We start from the raw sequence: 20,617 nt of genomic DNA, 5'->3' as shown, positions 1-20,617 counted from the left end.
AGGTCGCGGTCGGGTTCGCCGAACTTCTCACGCCGGTCGCCGACCGCGTGCAGTCATCTGACCGGATAATCGGCGAGGATTCTCAAGCGATTGCCTTAAGCCCAATCTCCGCAAACTCGCGAACATGCCGTTCGTTGTCGGCTGTCCGAGTCGTTTTTAGCTGTTTGTAGATTTGCCTGGCCTCCGGCTTCTTTCCGGCGGCAGCTAGTTTCTCGGCCAGTACTAGGCAGGACTTCGTAAGCTGGATCCGCTGCCACCCTTTGGCTGCTTCCGCCGCAGTGAGCAACGGCTTGGCCGCCGTCGGCAAACCCGCCTTCGATAGTCCGGCGGCCGCGGCGAGACGGACTTCTTCATCGGGGTCGCTGAGAGCCGCGGTAAAGGCCGCCTCCGACTTGGAGTCGGCCAGCTTTGCCAGGGCGTCGATGACATTGAGCCGCACTTTCCCCTTGGCCGTTTCCGCCGCGGCGCGCAAGGGCGCCGCCGCCCGCTCGCCGCCGATGGCCACCAGGGCCATCGCGGCGGCGTCGGATGTGCCCTCGTCCAGAACCGCCTTGCCGAGCGCGGTACAGGCCTCGTCGCGGCCAGCCCACTGCAATTCCTGGCAGAGGTAACTGCGGTTGTAGGCGCTGAGCTTGCCATTGCCCAGTTGCGAGGCCAATGTCTCGCAGGTCTCGCTCCGCATCTTCTCGTCGCGGGTCACGAGCGGATAGTTGACCACACAGTGCAGGGCGAAGTGCGGTCTACAGTCCTCCATGCTGCCGGGTTCCGCGAGCATCTCGATCAGACCGAGGACGTTTTCCCTTCCCCCGGCGGCAATCGCGGCCACCGTCTTTTCGATCGACTCCTTGATCTCGTCTTTGCCGATTCGATCTTCTTTCTTCTGCATTGCTGAATTCGGCATCTGCTCGACGAGCGTTTTCAACTGTTCGGTGATAGCCATGGTGAATGTGTCCTGTTTTGGTTCTTGTCGGATGGTAAGCCGGAATCTCTGATTACAGCCGCCAGGGAGCTCGCATCGGCTGATTGACCAGGCGGTTGGCTTCTTCGTCGCCGATGATCTGCTCGGTGACAGGGTCCATGCGCACAGTTCGTCCGCAGCGAAACGCCACGTTGGCTATGTGGAAGATCATGGTCACCTTGTGTGCCCGCTCGGCGTGGCCTCCGGCCTGCTTCCGTGTGCGGATCGCCTCCAAAAAGCCGGGCTCGCCTCCCGGGCCGTCTGGCAAGGTGTCCAACTTCTTAAGATCTTCGGGACTGAGAAGGCCCAGCAGGTACTTTTCATCGCTATCCGCAGGCTTCTCGGGCTGCACATAAGGCTTCCCCCATTCAGTGCTTTCAAGAACCATCTTGAAGCCATCCGCAAATTTCACCTCGCACCAGCCCCACATGCCTGCTGCCTCGGGATGCTGCGGTGGCGCATAGGGAATGACCTCCACCGGGCAGGAAAGGTCTCGTCCCGTTGCACAGGCGGGCCCCCACAAATGATGCGTCGCCATGTCCCCCAAACCGCCGCCGTCATAATCCCAGTAGCCACGATGCGAACCCCCGACCCGATGCCCATTGAGAGGCCGCAGCGGCGCTGGCCCGCAGTACATATCCCAATCCAGACCTTTGCCAGCACCCACGCCGTATTCCAACTGCCCATACCACTGATCGAGCTTGAAGCCGCCGCGAACAATCGCGGTGCGGTCGAACTTGTTGCCCACAAGCCCGTGGTAGAGAATCTTGCGGAGCTTCGACTTTCCTGGGGCGCCCTTGCTTTCGATCTGGAAGATACGGCCGGTCCTCTTTTCCGCGTCGGCAATCGCGCGGCCCTCGGAAATGAATCGGCAGAGCGGCTTCTCGCAAAGCACGTCTTTGCCGGCCTCCATGGCGGCAATCGAGATCAACGCGTGCCAGCCGGGATGCGTGGCGATCGCAATCACATCGATGTCGTCTCGTTCGAGCACTCGGCGAAAATCGGTGTAGACCGTCTTGTTGTCGGCCTTGTCCTTGAACTTGACATCACACTCGGCCACCTTCACCGCATTCTTGCCAAGCAGACTAAACGTCCCGGAGCTTCTGCCTCCACAGCCGATTAGCCCCGCGCGGATCTGCTCGCTGGGCGGCGTCTGACCTTCACCACCGAGCACGTGCCGGGGCACGATCGTGAACGCGGCCGCAGCCGCCGAACCGGCCAGAAAATCACGCCGCGAAACGGCAGGCCGAGCTTTTGTCTTTCGGTTTTTCATGGCGTTCTCCTGTTGGTTTGTGTCGGATTTTAACTTCTCGGTTACGTCAAGATCTCCATCAGCGGACCGGCGGTGTCGATGTCCTTGAGCGCGAGATCGGAATCGCCGAACTTCTCGCGCTTGTCGCCGACGGCGTGCAGTAGGGAGAGATAGAAGTTGCCCAGCGTGCGGTGTCCCTTTTCGCCGTACTTTGGGAACTGCAGGTATCGCCCGGCGGTCTTGAGCTTTCCGCCCAAGTTGCCGACGAGAACCAGGGGCCACTGTTCACCCTGGCCGTGATGCTCCTCGGCCGAGTCGCTCATCCAGATGATGAGCGTGCTGTCGAGCATGGTGCCATTGCCTTCCGGGATGGCCGCGAGCCGCTTCGCCAGGTCGGCGACCCGCGTAGCGTGGAACTGGCGGATCGGCACGGCGTTCTTGTCGCGCTCGGGACTGTCCGGGTGCGTGTGACCGATCCCGTGCTCGTCGATGTTCACGCCCAGTTCCTTCCACGTTTTGTAGCCGTGCGGGCCGCAGGAGGCATCGATGACCGCCACGTTCGTCAAACGCGACGCGAGCGCCGCGACGGCTACGACACACTGCGCCTCGAAGCGATCGGTCTGGAGCTTGCTGTTGAACTTATCGATCGTGGGCAGGTTGGCCTTGAGGCGGTCCTTGATCGTCGCGACTTTTTCCTGGCGGGAGCGCATCTGCTCGAACGTGTCGAGGTAGATATCGAGCTTCTCGCGATCCATTGCCGGCAACTCGTTTTGAACCCGTTTGATGTCGGACTGAATCCAGTCCAGCAGTTTGTTTCGCGACTTGAAGACCTTGGCTGCATTACCCTCGGCGACGCTGCCGAAGAGCGAACCAAAGGCGATGTCGGGCTGGCAGATGATGGGGAGCGGCCGCTTACGGGCGACGACAGACACGGTGTTGGCAAACGCGGTCTCCGGATTCATATGCACGCCCAAGCCGACAACTGGAATAATGCCGGGGAGCGATCCGGCCAGAGCATGATCGACCGTCTGAGCCAAAGGATCATTGAACCCGCCGTTGGCCTGGCTCGCACGAGCGTTGTAACAGCCCAGCGCGCCGTACCCGGACCCATGATTCGGAAAGGCATGTTTGCACGAAAGGTTTTGAATGATCGTCATTCGGTCCTTGAAAGGAGCGAGCGGTGAGATCGGCGAGGGAAGCTCATGATCGGCGAGCGAAGCTTCCAGCCATTGGTCCCGTTTCTTCACATCCAAGCTCTTCGGCCGGAGATGGTACGGCCAGAGCCCGTTGCTCTCGATCACGAACACGATCCGTGGCGGCGGCGCCTCGCCTGCGGCCTCGGCCGCCAGAGCGTTGAGAAACGGCTGAAGCACGACCGCCCCGGCGCCGAGCGTGATGCCCTTGAGTACACAGCGGCGGTCGAGTTGGTCGGGGGTGATCATTTTCAGTGGGTTGTGCATGTTCAATTCACCTTGCATAAGACTCAAGTTCATTGGAAGCCTTTGGTTTGGCTGGTTCTACCGTGTTGGCTGATATCTGAACTGCTTGCCTTTACTCCGAACGGGAGAGCCTACCGAAATCACGCGACCAGCAACTCCTTGAGAGGTCCGGCGAGCGCAGGATTCTCTCTGTCTGCGCCGATCAGATTAAAATGCGGCCGCGGGTCGCCCACGGCGTGCAAGAGCGTGTTGTACAGCGTGTTGATCGTTGGATTCGACGAAAGGCCTTTGCCGCCGAACCCTTTCATTACTTCACCAGGTCTCTGGTCGCCTAGCCTATGTTCGCGCATCGGGTAAAGCACGAGCTGGTTGGTGCGGATGCGGCCGCCGAGATTGCCCAGCAGCACAAACGGCCAGTTGTTCGCCGCGCTGTGCTGGGTCTCGGCACTGTCGCTCATGAATACGACGAGCGTATTGTCGAGCATCGTGCCGGAATCCTCGGGTGTGCTCTTCAGTTTCTCGAGCAGCGCGGCTGTCCGTTCGGCCATGTGCCGTCGTGTCAGCGCCAGAACCTTGAAGCCCTGCAGGTTCAATTCCTTGTCCGGGTCGTCGTGGCCCAACTGGTGCGTGGTGACGTCGGAGATGCCGGAGTATTTGCCGCGAATTGCGCAGAGTTCCGAAGTGATCGTCACCACGTTGGTCAGACCCACCGCCAAAGCAGAGGCGGCAATGTCAAACTGCGCGGTGACCGTGTCTTTCCAGGTGACGGGAAAAGGAGAGGGGAGCTGAGGCGCCGACTCGGCCAGCGTGCCTGCTTCGAACTTGTTAGATAGATTCGATTCACGCTTCGACAGCGCTTCGAGCGCGGCGATGTGATGATCGAGCTGTTCTCGCTCTATTCCCGTCAGATTTGCTTCCAGCTTTTTGATGTCACCGGACATCAAGTCGAGCAGATTCCGACGCGACGCAAAATCGTTCTTCGTAGCGCCGATGCTTCCGAAGAGCGATTGGTAAGCGAGTTCCGGACGGCACTGCGAGGCGATGGGCCGCCCCGGTCCCCAGGCTGAGGAGCAGTAATGCGCCTGGGTCGAAGCCGATCCCGGATCAATGCCCAGATTCAGAATCGGAAAGATTCCAGGCAGCTTCCGGGCAATGGCGGCGTCGATCGATTCGCCAGCGACCTTGGTAAAGCGTTCTGTACCTGCCCCGTTGAAGAGGCCGGAAAGGGCGCCAAAACCGCCGCCGTGATAGGGCATCACGCGCCCGCCGCGCAGGCCGTGCAGAATGGCCAACCGATCCTTGTAGGGCTTGAACGGTTCGATGTCGAACGGCAACTCGTGCTGGTCGAGCGGAATCTGCTGGGTCTCCTGGACTTCGAGCGACACGCCCGTGGGAACCGAGCCAAATTCGGGAAAGCCATTGCCGAACAGCACGAATACGACGCGTTTGGGAGTCCGGTAGGTTCCGCGTTCCTGGGCCTCCAGTTTCTGGAGAAAGGGGGTGAGCAGCATGCCGCCGGCGCCAACGGAAAACTGCTGCAACAGTGTGCGACGATTAATCGTCATGGTATTACTCCTTGGTTCGGCTCAGGAACGAATCGGATGTCAATAGTGATGCCAGCAGAGCGTTCAAGCTGCCGCCGCTGTCCCGGTAGGCCTGATGAGCGGCGACCAGCACGGGTCCGTCTTCGACTGTCTCGTTGCGACCCATGAAGAACCGGAACACATGCCGCACGAAGACCTGTTCCACTCGTTGCGAAGCCGCCAATCGGCGGATTAGGTCGAAGGGATCCTTCACCTCGCCGTCCAGCTTGGGATCGCCGGTGCCGTCCAGGACGCCCGTCGTATCGAGCGGCGCCGTGGTGTACCTCGTCCCCATGGGCTTGCCGTCCTTGCCGAGGTTCTTCTTGTCGTTGGTTTTTTCGTTGTCGACCACCTCTTCAGTAGTCCGAAAACGGCCAACATGGTTGAACTGCTCGAAGGGCAGACCTAGCGGGTCCATCTGCTTGTGGCACTTCCAGCAATATTCCTCCCGGGTCACCTGCATCCGCGTCCGCAACGTGTTGTGCGGTTCGTCAGGGAGCTTGGCGTCGACGGTGATCGGCACGTCGGGAATGCGCTGGCCGAGCAGCTTCTCGCGAATCCATTTGCCCCGGTGAATGGGATGATTGTCGGTATTGCTCGACTGCGCCATTAACCAACTGGGATGGGTAAGAATCCCCATGCGATGTTCGGCCGGCATGTCGTAGATACGTTCCGGCGTCCAACCAGTGAGCGTGAATGTCTTGGGATCGTAATCGCCGATTTCGTAGAGATTCGGCGCATGTCGTTCATAGGCCGCCAGCTTGACGTCCATCGGCATGTCGGCAGGAACATTCACGAGATTCGCCCTGCGATCGGATTGTCGGCTGGGGAGGTCCGGATTGTACGCAAGCACAAAGATCTTGTTGGTGGTCAGAAGCTGGTGGAGGACATCTTTATCTTCCTTTATCACCCACCGAATCAATTGGTCGGTGTCGTTGACGAAGAACTCCGCGTTGAAAGTCGGGTCACTATTCAGAACGAGCCGACCGCCGAAATTGGGAAGCAGCCGTCGCAACGTTTGCTCATCCTTGAACACCTCCTTGGCGGCGTGGTGGCCGAAGTATTCACGGAAAAACTGCAGGAGTCGTGGTTTCTCGATGGTCTTGTCGTCGAGAATGCGGACGACCTGTTCACGAACCTGCTCCACGGTGGTGAGTCTGTTTTCCTTGGCCGCCTGAAGCAACGTGGCGTCAGGTTCGCTGTCGGTGAGGGTGAAGGCGATTGCTCGGGCGAGGTCATGCGGAGCCAGTATCCTCCTGCCGTCTCCGGTCGTCTCGACCCGATAAACCAATCGCGGGGTACATAGCACTGCAATCAGCAACTGCCGCGCCGCGTCTTCGGTGCCGTTTGCTTCCAGCTCCTTTTGGATCACGGCAGAGTACCGAGCCAATTCATCGGCATCGGGTTCCCGCCCCAGGATCTTGCTGAAGGTTTCCGAGACGGCCGACCTGACCTGATCAGATGTCGTCGCCTTGCCAGCCTTCATCATGGCGTCGAGTTGCGCGATCCGGTCCCCTTCCTTGATCTTGCTTGGGCTGATCGGCTTGCCATTACGCAATTTCCCTGCGAATTTCAGGAGTATGGCATCGGCCATCGCTTTGGCATTGCGCAACTGGATCTCAATTTCCGATTCGCCGACGCGCAAGGTCTGAGCATAGTTGGTGAAATCCCATTGTGGAGTGAAGGACCACGGCGCCTTCAATTGACCCTGCGGCAAGTGTGGCATCCCGAACCCGTATTCTTTCGGTTTCTGGGAACAGAGCGGCAAGTCGAGCTGGAACTGCTGTATCTTCTCGTCTAGAAAGTTTTCGTAGGCCTTGGGAGTCAGTCGCCAAAGACGAGCCCGGGTACTAGGAGCGGGAGTACCCGCCTTACCTACCCCCGTGCCGAACAGGGCATCGTGATCGACACTATTCCCGCGATTTGCCGCAACGGTTGCGCTCTCGTCGAGTGCGACCCCCATGCTCTTAAGTACTTGCCGCATCCAGCGGAGGGCGACCGCGCGTTCCACTGGTGGAGGCTGCTTTGCATCTTCGGGCGGCATTTCGCCCCCGTCCACCACCGCGAACACCTGCTGCCAAAGCTGGACGTCAGGCCATTGATCGAGAGTTACCTTGCCCGATTGCTTCTTCGCATTGTGGCAGCGAACACAATAGGTATCGAGGAATGAGCGCAGGTGCTGGGAGTCGGCCGCCTCCTTCTGATTCTCCTTCGGCGCCTTGGACGGTTCGAACGGGGCCTCCTGGGCAACGATCCCCTGGGAGCAGCAGCATGCCGCCAGCGCAAACGCCAGGATCAGTTTCGGCAGGAATCGCAAATACTCGCAGGGCTCTGGCGGCGTGACGTTGACCTCGGCGGCCGCGACGATCTTCTGCAGCAGCGGGGCGAGCAGGGGTCCACCGGCACCGAGCGTGATGCCCTTGAGCACCGAGCGTCGTTCGAGTTGATCGGAAGTCAACTCGGTGAACGGTATGTCGCTGTTCATGGGATTTCTCGGATTCTTGCAGGTTAGCTTTGGTCGCTCTCCGAATCGCATATCAGGACAGGCCGGGAATCGGAACTCCCTCGACGCGCCGGAGCAGGTCGGGACGGATATTCGGGAACAGTCGCAGCTTCGTCGGATCGAGCAAGGTTCGTAGCACGGTCGAGATCAGGTCGGCGGGGGTCACGGGCGTCGTCACCGGGCGACCGGCCTGCGAGTCCGATTCGCCTATGACCTGGCCCATTTTGAACCCACCGCCTGCGAGGAGGAGCGGGGCAAGGCTCGGCCAGTGGTCGCGACCACCCTTTGGGTTGATCTTCGGCGTGCGACCCATCTCACCACATACGACGAGCAGGATGCGGTCCTTGAGGCCGCGGTCGCGGACGTCGTCGAGGAACGCCGACACCGCGTGGTCGAGCTGCGGCCCGAAACCCTCCAGCCCGTCCTTCACATTGGGATTAAGCCCGTCGCCGCCGTGGAAGTCCCACCCGCAATTCTCGACCATCACCAGCCCAGCACCGGCCTCACATAGCCGCCGGGCCATCAGCATTTGCCGGCCGAGCAGCGACGGGCGCCGCGGGAAATCGGGCAGCTTGAGAAAGTTCGGGCACGTCAGCGTGATGTGACTCGTGTCGTACCGCTCCACCGTCCGCGGGTCCTCGCGGTCGAGCCGGAACGCCTCCGCGACGCTCCCCTGGAGCACCTTGTACGCCTGCTCGGTGTAAGCGTCGTGGGCCGCGCACATTGGGTCCGATTCCAGCCTGCGAGTCGCGGCATCGAGCCCGCGGAGGAGCTCGCGGCGGTTCGCGGCGCGGTCGGCCGGGATCCGCAGCTCCATGTTCTGGACCAGAGGCGAGAAGGTGACGTCACCGTCCGGCTTCCGCCGCGGGCCGGTCGGCTCCGGCGACCTTGTGATGACGCCGGCCGGATTGAACGGGGCATACGCTACAGAAAGGTCGCCGTGGGTATTGCCGCGGAGAAAGTGCTCCTGCAGAAACTCCTGGTTGTTGCCGCTGTCGAGCACGATGTAGCTGGGCACGCCCGTGTGCGGATTGTTCGTGCCTCGCAGGTACGCATACACTGACCCGGCGCTGGGCGGCGACATCTTCGCCTCGCTGCCGGTGAGCATCGCCCGGACCCAGTTGTCCTGATGGTCCTTGCACGGCGTTTGGAACGAGCGAATGATCGCGAGCCGGTTCGCTCGCTCCGCCAGCTTCGGAAGGTGGCTGCCGAAAGCGACTCCGGGGAGCGAAGTCTGAATTTCCCCGAACATCGTGCGCACGGATTCCGGCGCGTCGGGCTTCGGATCCCACGTTTCGGCCTGTGGCGGACCACCGCCAAGCCACAGCCACACGACCGACTTGTCTCGCAACCACGGCTTATCCGCCGGCTCGCCGCCACGGAGGAGTCGGGTTAGACCGACCGCGCCCAACCCGGCCGCGCCGACGCGCAGAAACGCACGCCGCGAACAGTTAGCGGAGTAGCTCGGCCGGATTGTAAACATCATAGTTTCCTTGTTTCGGCGACCGTCCCAATTGTTCGGTCCAGTCGATCCCACCTAGTGATGGAAGAAATCAAAGCGGCTTCGCGCGGGCCTTACCCAGTCAGTTCACGGATCGAATCGGTATGTGTAATCAGGTACTGCGGCCGGTTGTTTGTATCCACCAGCGTGGCTTGCACCGGATCGATACCGAGGTGTCGATAAAGCGTGGCGAACATCTGCTGGAATTGGATCGGTCGATCGGCTGGCAGATCGCCGTTGCGGGTCGTGCTACCGATCACCTGGCCTACCTTGAGTCCGCCGCCGAACAGGAGCGCTGAGGCGGCGGGCGCATAGTGGTCGCGTCCAGCATCCTTGTTGATTCGCGGTGTACGACCGAACTCGCCCCACACCAGCACGAGGACATCTTCCAACATGCCGCGGGATTCGAGATCGTCGAAAAAGGCGCTGAGGCCGATGTCGAACGGGGGCAACAGTTCATTGCGCAGGGCATTGAAGTTGTCTTGGTGAGTGTCCCACCGCCGCGCAGCGCCCTCTTCCCAAGTCACATTGACGCAGCGTGCTCCGCATTCGATCAACCGGCGAGCCATAAGAAACCGGGCGTTTTGCTGGCCAAGATTCGATTTCGCTAATGGTGCACCGCGACTCCGGTAATCGACGCCGATGCCATAGCGTTGCCGCACGGCCGGCGGTTCGCGGGTAATGTCGAGCGCATCCGCGAACTCGCGGGAAGTCACGAACTGCACGGCCCGCTCGGTGTAAGCATCCATCGCTTGAATATTGCCGCGGGCATCCAAGTCTCGACGCAATGTGTCCAATCTCGTCAAAAGACTCAGGCGGTCCTGTGTGATGAGACGCGCAGTCAGGTTGGCCCGCCCATCTTCGCTGTCCGGTGTGTAGCAGTCGAAGGCCGGGCCCAGAAACCCGGCCGAGCGAAAATACGCCTGCTCGCTGGGGTTGTACCCGGAGATCATGGCCACGGCCGTGGGCACATTGCCGTTCGTGGGCCCCTGCAGTTTGGACACGACGGAGCCGATGTTCGGGCGTCCGCCGAGGTTTTTCATGTTGCCCGGCGGCCAGCCCGTGGCGTTCATCGCGCCGTCATGCGAGTCGACCATACCGGTGAGCGAGCGAATGAGGGCCATGCGGTCCAGTCTCTCGGCGATGCGCGGCAGATGCTCGCAAATCCGCACGCCCGGAATCCGGGTGGCGATCGACTCGAATTCCCCACGAAATTCCGCCGGGGCATCCGGCTTCATATCGAACGTGTCCAGGTGCGACGCGCCGCCGGCCAGCCAGACGTTCACGATCGATCGCTTGCGATACGAAGAATCTAGCGCCGAGCGAGTGTCGGCTCGCAAGAAATCCGCCAAAGTCAATCCACAAACGCCGACGGCGCCGATTTGGAGAATCGTTCGCCGGTGGAAACCGTCCCACAAGTGGCTCTCTTTCTTGGCGGTCATGGTTGGCTTCCTTGGGTAGGGACTGTTCGGTATAGAAAGGACTCGGATGACAACAGCGACACGAGCAGTGCCTTGAAGCTGCCGCCGTTATCGAGATAGGCTTTTTCAGCTTCTTGCAGACTGGCGGCGTCGCCGGGCGTTTCGTTGCGGCCAAGGAAAAAACGGAAGACGTGGCGGATGAAGATCTGTCGCACACGGTCGGACTCGGCGAGGCGGCGGAGCATCTCGGGCGCGTCACGGACCGGACCGTCAATCGCGGGGTCGCCGCTGTAGGCGATCGTGCCGGTCGTATCGAGCGGCGCCTCGCGGTAGATCTTCTGGTTCTTGTCCTTGGTCTGTTCCATTGCTTCGAGGTCGAGCACCTCTTCACCACGACGGGGCAAGGAGTAGTGGTCGAGGTCTTCGAACGGCAGGCCGAGTTCGTCCATCTTGTTGTGGCACTTCCAGCACTCACCGGCGCGCGTGACCATCTGTCGCTGGCGCAGCGTGCGGTGCGGATCATCGGGGACCATCGCCGCCACGTTGATCGGCAGATCGGGAACGCGACCTCCCAGCAGATGCTCGCGCACCCAGCGGCCGCGGCGGACGATGTCGTTATGAAAATTGGTCGACCAGGCCACATGCCAACTCGGCTGCATCAGGATGCCGATGCGATCACTTTGCGGACGGCGGTGTTCCACCGCCACCGGGCCGAACGCGCGAAACAGGGACTCGCCGTTGCGGAGTCCGTCGAGCGTACCGTTCACGCCAAACAGCTCGTGCGTGCGATACGACTCGGGCGTGGTGAGAAGTTCCTTCAGCACGTCTTGGTCGCGAGACAGAATGCTCAGCACCATTACATCGGTATCTTCGACGTAGGACTTGGGGTTGTGACTGATGCCGCGTCGCCCCAGGTAATCGGGGAGTGGGTCTTTGAAGACCTCGGGAGCACGGTAGTAATCGAAGTACTCGCGGAAGAATCCAAGCACCAGCGGCTTGCTGAGTTTTGGATCGTCGAGGATGCGACGGACGCTCGCCGCGACCTCCTCGCGCGTCGTCAGCTTGCCTTCGGCGGCGGCCGACAACAGGCCGGGGTCGCGCTTCGTCGACAAAGCCAGGCTGATCGCCATCGCCGTCTCGCGCGGCGAGAGCGAGCGAACGCCCGGAAGCACCTCAGGCCCCAATCCGACTTCGAACCGCAAAATCGCCTCCGGCGTCATCAGCGGGGCCATCAGTGCCGTCTTGCCGGCAATCGAGCAATCCCCGTCGGCGGCGATGGCGTCGTAGAGTGCGACCACGCTCGCCAATTCTTGCTCGCTGGGCAGGCGGGCCACAGCGGTCTGGTATTGCTGCCGAATCGCCTTTTCCAATTCCTCGCGAGTCGCCTTCACCTGCGGGTGCAGCAGCGGGGCGAAAACGCCATTGCCCTGACGCACACGCACGCCCGACTTGAGCGCCTCTTGTTCGGCGGCGGTGGCCGCTTTCGCCCGCGCCTCATTCGGCCAGAGGGTTTCCTTCGCAAATGCCGGGTCGTTGACGTTCACCAGTGTATGCACGCGAGTCTGGCCCGCCACTATCAACTCGGCATTCGTGAGCAGCAGGCCGGAGGCCCCTTCATCGGGCGAGTAGAGGGCGGAGAAATCCTTGAAGCCGGCCTCCTGAATCACGCCGAACGGCTGCTGCAGCCCGTTGGTCTGGGAGTTGAACTCGCCAGTCCACTTGTTGTAGGCCGAAGGGGAAAGCCGCCAGAGTCGCGGCGGCGGCGGCACGCTCGGTCCGCGCGGTCCGCCGAAGAGAATCGCGTTCGGGAGCCGGTTGCCGTCGATCGGTTTTTCCTTGACAGCATACGGAACGGGCGGCGTGCTGAGCGGCGAGTCGAGTCTTGCTTGGATCCAGGAAACGACCTTGTCCACATCGTCGGCCTTCGGTCGCGCTTCGGACGGCGGCGGCATGTCGCCTGCGCGGAGCCGCTCGAAGATCAAGGCGAATGCTACCCGGCCAACGACATTGTCGTTCGCCAACCTGTCGAGCGCGAATTCGCCTTCCTGCTCGCCGCCATCGTGGCAGTCGGCACAGTGCGACGAGAGAAACGACCGCACGACTTTTTCATCGGCGACGACGCCTTGGCGGACGGCCAGCGCGTGGAACTTTGCAGGAATCACCACTTTGGGGTTGGCGGTTAGCGCCTTGGTCCCCTCTGCGGAAATGGTATTCAGACCAGCCAAGGAGACCACTCCTTTGCGCTGTGCGAGCGACTTCGCCGCCGGGTCGTCGAGCGTCTGCAAACCGTCCAGAATCAGCCAGTCCCCCTTGTACCCGGCGAGTGCCTGGGCCGCGCCGCTGGAAAGCGTTGTCAGTCCACGGAGCGAGAGTCTCCCCTCATGCTCAGCCAACGCTGCCGCGGCTTTGTCCGACAGTTCCTTCAGTCCGTTGAGCGACAGCGTGCCGCCCTGGTGTTTCGCCAGCGCCGCCGCAACGTCTTCGGTGAGCGTCGTCAGCCCATCGAGCGCGAGGTTGCCGTTTCGCTGCGCGATCGCCTGGGCCGATTCGCCCGAGATCGACTTCACCGCCGGCAGTTTTCCATCCCATTTCCGCGAGGCTGCCAGTGCCACGGCGGTCTTCTCCGAGAGCGTCGGCAGCTTAGGAAGTTCGCCGCTCCACTTGGGCCACGCCGCCAAGATCATGGCGCTGTCGTCGGAGAGACTGGTCAAACCGTGGAGATGAACGATGGGCCGGGCATAGCCTGGAGCCTTATGCTCGGCCAGCGCCTTGAGCGTTTCATCGGAGATCGTGGTCAGCCCGTTGAGATACAGATCGCCTTCGCGCTGGCAGATCGCTTTCGCCGCGAGCGGAGTGAGGGACTTAAGGCCATTAAGGTACAGGTTGCCGCGGCTGTCTTTGCCACCGATGGCCAGGGCAATCTCGTCGGGCAGCGACGTGAGGCCATCAAGATTGAGCGTGCGATGGAATTGTCCTGGGATGGGTCCAGCGATCGCCTTCGCACTCTCGACGGTGAGTGACGTCAATCGCGGCAGATTGCCTCCCAGTTTTCCTTGCAGTGCCTTGGCTGCGTCGTCCGAGAGCGTGGTCAGCTCCGGCATCGACAGCCCTCCTTGCCGCTTCGCCAACGCCTGGGCCACTTCGACCGAAATCGATTTGAATGCGGGCAGTTCTCCCCGCCAGTTGTGACCATGGGTTTCCGCCAGCGCCGCAGCCGCCTCGGGCGTCATGGAGGTCAGGCCATCGAGGGTGATCTGATTCATCGGCCCGCCCCCTTTGCGCTGTGCGAACGCCTTGCCCGCTTCGCCCGTAAGCGTCGTCAGCCCTTTCAACATCAACCGCCCGCCGGAGTGTTTGGCGAGTGCCTTTGCCGCTTCGTCCGAGATCGAAGTCAGCCCGTTGAGCGACAACTCGCCCCGATGGCCAGCGATCGACTTGGACGCCTCATCGGAAACCTTGGTCAACCCATTCAAATGCAGACAACCCTTGTGCTGTCCGAGCGCCGCGGCGGCCTCGTTCGAAATTTCCGTCAGCCCGTTGAGCGACAGCCAACCTTCGTGCTTCGCCAGTTCGTTCGCCACCTTGGGCGACAGCGTCTTCAGTCCGTCGAGCAACAGCCGCCCCGACTTGTCTTGCGTCAGCCTTTGGGACTCTTCGACCGTGAGTTGTTGAAGCTGCTGCGTGTCATTCGCATCGAGCGAGCCAACACAGAAGACACAAAAACAGAACCAACTGAAAACACAGGCCCGCAGGATCATGAGTCACTCTCTGTGGAGGTCATTACGTGGATGTCAGCGAATAGATCACAACTTTTCTTTCGGCATCGGCAACGGCCAACAGTTTCCCGTCAGGAGAGATCGAAATCGCGTGGAGCGTGGGAGTGAATGGGCCCTGTTTAGCCTTGTCCTGGAGCGATTGGTTGATTTCATGTACCTGCCCGCCATCGCTGAGGCGCCAGATCTTTACCATTCGATCGCGGCCGCAAGTGAAGAGGTGCTCGCCGTCCGGGTGGAAGGCCAAATCGGTGGCCCCTCGTAGATGCGACGGAGTCAGTTCGCGAACTTTCTCGCCGGTCGTGGGGTTGAGCAGAAACACCTTGCCGTTGTCTCCGTCGCGGTCAATGTGGCCTACACCGACTGCCAGATGTTTTCCGTCCTCGGAGAACCGAACTGAGTTCACACCACTCTTCAGCAATTTGCTGGCATCAAACTTCATCTTGCCCGTCTGGGCGTCCCAGCCGCGCAGGCCGGCCTCGACAAAGTTGTTGTTCGTATGCGGGAAGTGCTCCGCCGTTACCACGACCTGGCCGTCGGGCGAGATGTCGAGCGAGCGAATCCATTGGTTCACCTGCCAACGGCGCTGTTCGGTGCCCGTCTGTGGGTCCGAGAGTACGACCCATTTCGAGTCGTCGCCGGTGGCCAACGATTTGCCGTCTGCGGAAATGCCTAGCCCCCAGATCCAATCCTTATGGCCCGTAAATTCACGGATCGGCTTCTGCTCGACGACCTTCACGGTAATCGGTGGCGGCGGAGCCGGAAGCTTGTCGACCTTCTCCGTGACGCCCACGAACGAGTAGCCGTCGTTCATCACGATCGTGCCGGGTTCGCCGTCGCTCTGGAGTGCGTCCCAGAATTTCACGGTGCGATCGGTGCTCGCGGAAATCAGCGTCTTGCCGTCGGGACTTAGCCGAAGGCGATTGACCGCGCTGGTGTGTCCGACCAGCCGTCGAACCGGATCGGGGCTCTTGTCGCCGGACGCTGGGAGGTCCCAGATCAGGATGTCGCCGCGTCGGTTGGCGGCCGCGACTTTGTCGCTGCCGATGAACGTGACGGCGAAAACCACGTCGCTGTTCCAGGACAGCGTGAACAGGAGTTTGGAAGTCGCGAAGTCATTCATGATCGTTCTCCTCTCGAACCTCGGCGTTCAACGAAAGTGGCGCCTTCCAACTACCCAATCAATTCCATAATTGGCTTGGAGCCTTCCGGTGTGGCCCAGATCGGGCGGGCGCCAAGGAAGTGCTGGGCGCGATGGTCAACACCCATAGTCTTGTAGATGGTCGCCAAGTAGTCCGCTTCGCTGACCGGATTCTCCGCGACCTCGAAACCATCGCGGTCGCTGGAACCGTAGTGCTGGCCCCCTTTGATGCCGCCGCCAGCCAAAACGACCGTCCACGCTCGGCCAAAGTGATCGCGGCCGGCTCGGACGTTGATCGCCGGCGTGCGGCCGAACTCACTTGTCCACACGACCAACGTGTCTTGTAGCAGGCCACGCTGCGTCAGATCTTCCAGCAGCGAACCCCAGGCAGGATCCAAGGTCGAATAAAGCGCCTTGGAGATTGGAAAGTTGTCCATGTGGGTGTCGTGCCCATCATGCCCAACCTCCACGAACGATACGCCGGCCTCGACGAGCTTCATCGCCGTGAAACAACCGCGACCGAACTTGCTGTCGCCGTAGCGGTCCTTGGCTTTCTCCCATTCGGCGCCGACGTCGAACGTCTGGCGGGCTCGCATCAGGCGAATCGTGCGTAGCTCCGCCGAGCGATGAGCGGCGAACGGTTCGCCGGGACGCTGCTCGGCAAAGCGCTGTTCCATAAAGCTCAGCAACTCACCGCGCCGGCCCTGAATCTCTGGCGACAAGCTCGGGTTGACGAAGGAGGGAACCTTGCCATCTTCCGCCACCACGAACGGTTCGTACTGCGGACCAAGATACCCGGCGCCGTACACGCCGCTACCGCTACCGATCTTGACGAAGCTTGGCAGATCACTCTCCGGGTTTTCGCAGTACTTGGCGACCATCGCGCCGACTTCAGGATGCGGAAATTTTTCGTTCGGATGATAGCCCGTGTGCATGTAATAGCCGCCGGGGCCGTGATCGGGCGTTTTCGTCCGCATGCTGCGAATGATGCCGAGCTTGTCGGCGTGGCGGGCGATGTTCGGCAGGAATTCGCAGACGTGAATGCCGGGCACCTTGGTCTGGACTGGGCGGAACTCACCGCCGGTCGGCCGCCCCGGCTTCATGTCGAAGGTATCGATTTGGCTCACGCCGCCACCCATGTAGAGCATGATGCAGCGTTTGCCGGAGCGCTTCGCCTCCGCGGCGATCGATTGTGAATGGGTCAGCGCGCCCCAGTTCGCGACGGCCATTCCACCAGCCGTGGTGAGCAGCCCCTTCATCAGCGAACGACGGTTCAGGTGGTGGCCCGTGTTACACATGCCCGCTTGAAAGTTTGTAATCATCGACTTCCCCTTGGTGATGCTATCGATTAAACCGAAACTCAGAACCTGAAACCAACACCCACAGCGCGTCTTCCATGCGTTGCCCCTTCAGCTTCGGGTCCTTCTCCTCCACGCTCAGGTACTGGACGAATCGCTCGCGCTCCTCGCTTGTGGCTGGCCGGCTTAGGACGGATAGGAACATGCGCTCGACCTTTTCATTCCAATCCTCGGTGCCTGTGACCAGCTTCTCGGACAAGTTCCCTTTGTTGGGCCGGCACAGGCCGCGGAAAACGTCGCCGTTGTGCAGGAACAAATGCTCCGACAGGCTCCCTTGGAATCTCCCCTGGCCATCGGTTGGTTCGCCTAGGTATTGCAACAGATCCTTGCTCGGTTCGGTCTTGAGGGCGGATTCGACTCCAAGCCCCATGGCAATGTGCAGCGACGACGTCAGCTCTTCGACGGTCAGCGGACGAATCCTGGCGCGCTCGTAGAACTTCGGCATCGCATCGGTCACCTCGCCGACGTCAGCCGCCTGATAGGACTCGCTGTTGACGATTTCGCGAATCAGCCACTTCAAGTCGAACTTGTGGGCCACCAACTCGGTCTCGACCGCCCTGAGCAACTCGGGATGGCTCGGCGTGTTGGACGAGTTGAAATCGTCGACCGGATGCACGAAGCCGCGTCCCATGAACTGAGCCCACACGCGATTCGCCAGTGCCTTCGCGAAGAATGGATTGTCCTTTGCCGTCATCCATTCAATGAACTTCTCGCGCCGCGAAAACGACGGCTTCGGCGGCAGTTCACCCGGCTTCAGTTTCGGTTCGACGTAATCCTTGGGCGGTTCTGGTTCCGTCAGCTCATCGCCGGTGAGAAACTTCGGCTTGATGGGGATCGTTTGCTTCTTCTTGGTTTTGGGGTCGATTTCTTCGAGCGAAAACAGTGCTTCGCCGACCGTCTTCTCGCCAACCAGGTACTGTTTGCCCTTTTGATTGGTGATCTCAGGCTTCCCCGGAACTTCCACGGACATGGTGCGGACGAAGAAGCCGGCCAAGCCGTGGTAGTCCTTCTGCGTCCAGGACTCGTACGGATGGTTGTGGCACTTGGCACACTGAATTTGCGTGGCGAGGAAGAATCGCGAGACCGCGTTGACCATCTCGTCCGTGCCGTTGTACACGGCGAAATAGAGCTGCGAACCTTCTTCCTCTGCCTGGAGAATTTTGGCGGCGATGCGGTCGTAGGGTTCGTTGGTCTCGAACTGCTGGGCCAGCCACTGGCGGAACCTGCCGCGATTGCGATAACCAACCTGCCCTTCGACCACTTTTTGATTGCGGGTCAGCATGGCGAGGTCCCACACCTGGGCCTGCTGGCGAGCGTAACGCGCATCGGCCAACAACAAGTCGATCAGTTTTTCGCGTTTCTGCGGATCGCTGTCGTTGAGAAACGTCGTCGTTTCCTCGTAGCTCGGGATCATGCCGATGAGATCGAGGTAGATGCGCCGCAGGAACACGACATCGGACGAACGCGCGGGCGGCGCGAGTTTTTCCTTTTCCCAGCTTGCTTTGACTTCGCGATCGATCACGTCGCGCAGACTGATATTTTCGGCTCGCACCGACTCGGGGGTCAGCCCTGCCAACGCGACGAATAACCCGACCAAGATTCGCTTTAGAAGCATATATTGTTCGCCCGTGTAATGGATCATGCCAAGATCTCCGCCAGCGGGCCGGCTTGAGCGGCGGCGGGCATTTTCGAATCCAGTTCGCCGAACTGCTCGCGCTTGTCACCCACGGCGTGGAGCAGAGAGAGGTAAAAGTTGCGAATGGTCCGGTTTGCCGTTTCCTTCGCGTCCTCCTGATATCCGGGGAATTGCAGGAACCGGCCGGACGTCTTCAGCCGATCTCCCAGACCGCCGACCAAGATCAACGGCCATTCGCCACAGAAGCCGTGATGTCCCTCGCCCGAGTCGCTCATCCAGACAATCAGCGTGTTGTCGAGCATCGTTCCGTTGCCTTCTTTCACCGCATCCAGGCGGCGGGCCAGGTCGGCGACACGCTCTGCATGGAAGCGGCGAATCGCAATGGCGAACTTCACGCTGTCGGGTGCATCGGCCGAGTGGCCGATCGCATGGCCGTCCTTGGTGACGCCGAGTTCCTTCCAGGTGTGATACTGGCCGATGCCGCCCGCCGCATCGATCGTCACCACATTCGTGAGCCCCGACGCGAGAGAAGCCGTGGCGATCGCACATTGTGCCTCGAACCGCTGCGTCGTCCGTTGGGTCTCGAACTTGTTGATCGCCGGCAGATTGGCCTGGAGCAGATCGCGGTTGTCATTGATGCGGTCTTGGCGGGTACGCATCTGCTCGAAGGTGTCCAGGTAGACATCGAGCTTCTCGCGGTCCATCGCGGGCAACTCGTTCTGGACGCGCTTGATGTCGGAACGGCACCAGTCCAGCAGCTTGTTCCGCGCCTGAAACTGACGCCTCGCGTCCCCTTCCGCGACGCTGCCGAACAGCATCCGGAAGGCGAGATCCGGTTGACAGATCATGGGGGTCGGCCGGCGGGGACCACTGGCCGAGACCGAGTTGACGAACGCTGCGTCTGCGGAAGGTGGCACGCCCAGCCCGAGCACCGGAATGATGTTCGGTTGGGCCGAGGCGAGCGCGTGGTCGATGGTTTGGCCGGCGATCCCTCGTCGCCAGTGGAAGCAGCCCAGCCCGCCGTAGCCTTTGCCGTGATCGCCGCCGCCGGAAATCTTGTGCGAGAGCTTTTGGATCAGCCCCAGGCGATTCTTGAACGGCGTCAGCGGCTCGATCGCCTCATTCAATTCCAGATCGGCGAGCGGCAGGTCGACGAGCTTCCCGGACGATTTCGGGTCCACTCCATTGGGCTGAACGTGGCGAGGATATAGGCCGTTGCTTTCCAGGAAGAACACGACCCGCTTCGGCGGTGCCTGCCCGGCTTGCTCGGCCGCGAGCCGTTGCAGGAACGGCTCCAACACGACGGCCCCGGCCCCGAGTGTGATGCCCTTGAGAACGGACCGCCGTTCAAGTTGGGTGGGCGTGATCATTTTCAGTGGATTGTGCATGTTCAATTTACCTTTACGTTTGAAGGACGCCAAAGCACGAGCGCCGACATGACGGTTAGATTCATTTCCCGGCCTTTTCCCGCCCTCGCCATTCCCAAGGAGCGATGGGTTTCTCATCTGACCACAGGCCACGCTTTGCCTTGCGTGCTTCCTCCTGGGCCTTGAGCATCGCGTCGGCTTCATCAATCAACTTTTTCGAACTGCCGGGCTTGGCATGCTTATCCTCGAGTTCGCTCTCGATAACCCAGGCGAGTCCTTCCGAGACCATCGTGACCGCGAGGTTTCCCTTCTCGTTTTTGAAGCGAACCGCGCTATGCTTCTTGTATGGCCGCCCTACTGGACCGCTATGGGTAATTTCTTTTCCCGCAACGGCGAGTTCCTTGAGTCGATCCCGCGCCTGCTTTCCAAACGGTTGTTCGAGGCGGGGGGCCGCCGCTCCGCGGAGGCAGTGAATCGCCTCCTTACCGGCCTTACCGCCACCGTCGTCCTTATGCCTTATCTTTATTGTGTCCCCGTCGATCACTTCGACGACCACATTCGTCGACGGTGCGGCGTGGAGAGTATTCACCCAGATGACCAACGTGAGGAAACTGACACTCCCGGTGAGGCGGATAAGGCCATTCATTTCTTGACTCATTTATGTAGTTTGGAATGAAACTCCGGA

General features: G+C 60.9%; 13 protein-coding genes. All 13 read right to left on the bottom strand.

Annotation, left to right across the window (positions count from 1 at the left end; genetic code table 11):
* Positions 1-82: 82 nt before the first annotated feature.
* The 13 genes from ETAA8_RS00450 to ETAA8_RS00390 all read right to left on the bottom strand — a co-directional run bounded on the left by ETAA8_RS00450 (position 83) and on the right by ETAA8_RS00390 (position 20,578).
* Positions 83-886, bottom strand: coding sequence for a HEAT repeat domain-containing protein (locus tag ETAA8_RS00450; protein WP_238397647.1), 804 nt, complete (start codon positions 884-886; stop codon positions 83-85).
* 106 nt (positions 887-992) lie between these two features.
* The gene (locus tag ETAA8_RS00445) at positions 993-2,231 is read right to left on the bottom strand and encodes a Gfo/Idh/MocA family oxidoreductase (RefSeq protein WP_145083266.1); all 1,239 of its coding nucleotides are present in this window, start codon (positions 2,229-2,231) and stop codon (positions 993-995) included.
* A 41-nt stretch (positions 2,232-2,272) separates the two neighbouring features.
* On the bottom strand, positions 2,273-3,670 hold the full coding sequence (locus tag ETAA8_RS00440) for a DUF1552 domain-containing protein (protein WP_202921471.1): 1,398 nt from the start codon (positions 3,668-3,670) through the stop codon (positions 2,273-2,275).
* 119 nt (positions 3,671-3,789) lie between these two features.
* The gene (locus ETAA8_RS00435) at positions 3,790-5,190 is read right to left on the bottom strand and encodes a DUF1552 domain-containing protein (RefSeq protein WP_202921470.1); all 1,401 of its coding nucleotides are present in this window, start codon (positions 5,188-5,190) and stop codon (positions 3,790-3,792) included.
* A 28-nt stretch (positions 5,191-5,218) separates the two neighbouring features.
* Entirely contained in the window at positions 5,219-7,717 is a 2,499-nt protein-coding gene (locus tag ETAA8_RS00430; RefSeq protein WP_202921469.1) for a DUF1588 domain-containing protein, read from the bottom strand.
* Between the two features lie 52 nt (positions 7,718-7,769).
* Entirely contained in the window at positions 7,770-9,221 is a 1,452-nt protein-coding gene (locus tag ETAA8_RS00425) for a DUF1501 domain-containing protein (RefSeq protein ID WP_145083254.1), read from the bottom strand.
* Between the two features lie 89 nt (positions 9,222-9,310).
* Positions 9,311-10,522: a DUF1501 domain-containing protein gene (locus tag ETAA8_RS00420; protein WP_202921468.1), complete on the bottom strand. Its 1,212-nt coding sequence runs from the start codon at positions 10,520-10,522 to the stop codon at positions 9,311-9,313.
* A 152-nt stretch (positions 10,523-10,674) separates the two neighbouring features.
* Positions 10,675-14,415 (bottom strand): DUF1588 domain-containing protein, encoded by a 3,741-nt coding sequence (locus ETAA8_RS00415; protein ID WP_145083248.1) that lies wholly within the window; start codon positions 14,413-14,415, stop codon positions 10,675-10,677.
* Positions 14,416-14,437: 22 nt separating this feature from the next.
* The gene (locus ETAA8_RS00410) at positions 14,438-15,553 is read right to left on the bottom strand and encodes a WD40 repeat domain-containing protein (RefSeq protein WP_145083245.1); all 1,116 of its coding nucleotides are present in this window, start codon (positions 15,551-15,553) and stop codon (positions 14,438-14,440) included.
* A 50-nt stretch (positions 15,554-15,603) separates the two neighbouring features.
* Positions 15,604-16,893, bottom strand: coding sequence for a DUF1501 domain-containing protein (locus ETAA8_RS00405; RefSeq protein WP_238397646.1), 1,290 nt, complete (start codon positions 16,891-16,893; stop codon positions 15,604-15,606).
* Positions 16,894-16,912: 19 nt separating this feature from the next.
* Positions 16,913-18,571: a DUF1549 and DUF1553 domain-containing protein gene (locus tag ETAA8_RS00400; RefSeq protein WP_145083242.1), complete on the bottom strand. Its 1,659-nt coding sequence runs from the start codon at positions 18,569-18,571 to the stop codon at positions 16,913-16,915.
* Positions 18,568-19,953 (bottom strand): DUF1552 domain-containing protein, encoded by a 1,386-nt coding sequence (locus tag ETAA8_RS00395; RefSeq protein ID WP_202921467.1) that lies wholly within the window; start codon positions 19,951-19,953, stop codon positions 18,568-18,570. The genes ETAA8_RS00400 and ETAA8_RS00395 overlap by 4 nt, the downstream gene beginning before the upstream one ends.
* A gap of 61 nt (positions 19,954-20,014) precedes the next feature.
* Entirely contained in the window at positions 20,015-20,578 is a 564-nt protein-coding gene (locus tag ETAA8_RS00390; RefSeq protein ID WP_202921466.1) for a thermonuclease family protein, read from the bottom strand.
* Between the last annotated feature and the right edge of the window lie 39 nt (positions 20,579-20,617).

The sequence above is a fragment of the Anatilimnocola aggregata genome (genome assembly GCF_007747655.1).
Lineage (GTDB): Bacteria > Planctomycetota > Planctomycetia > Pirellulales > Pirellulaceae > Anatilimnocola > Anatilimnocola aggregata.
This window is presented reverse-complemented; position numbering and strand designations above follow the sequence as displayed.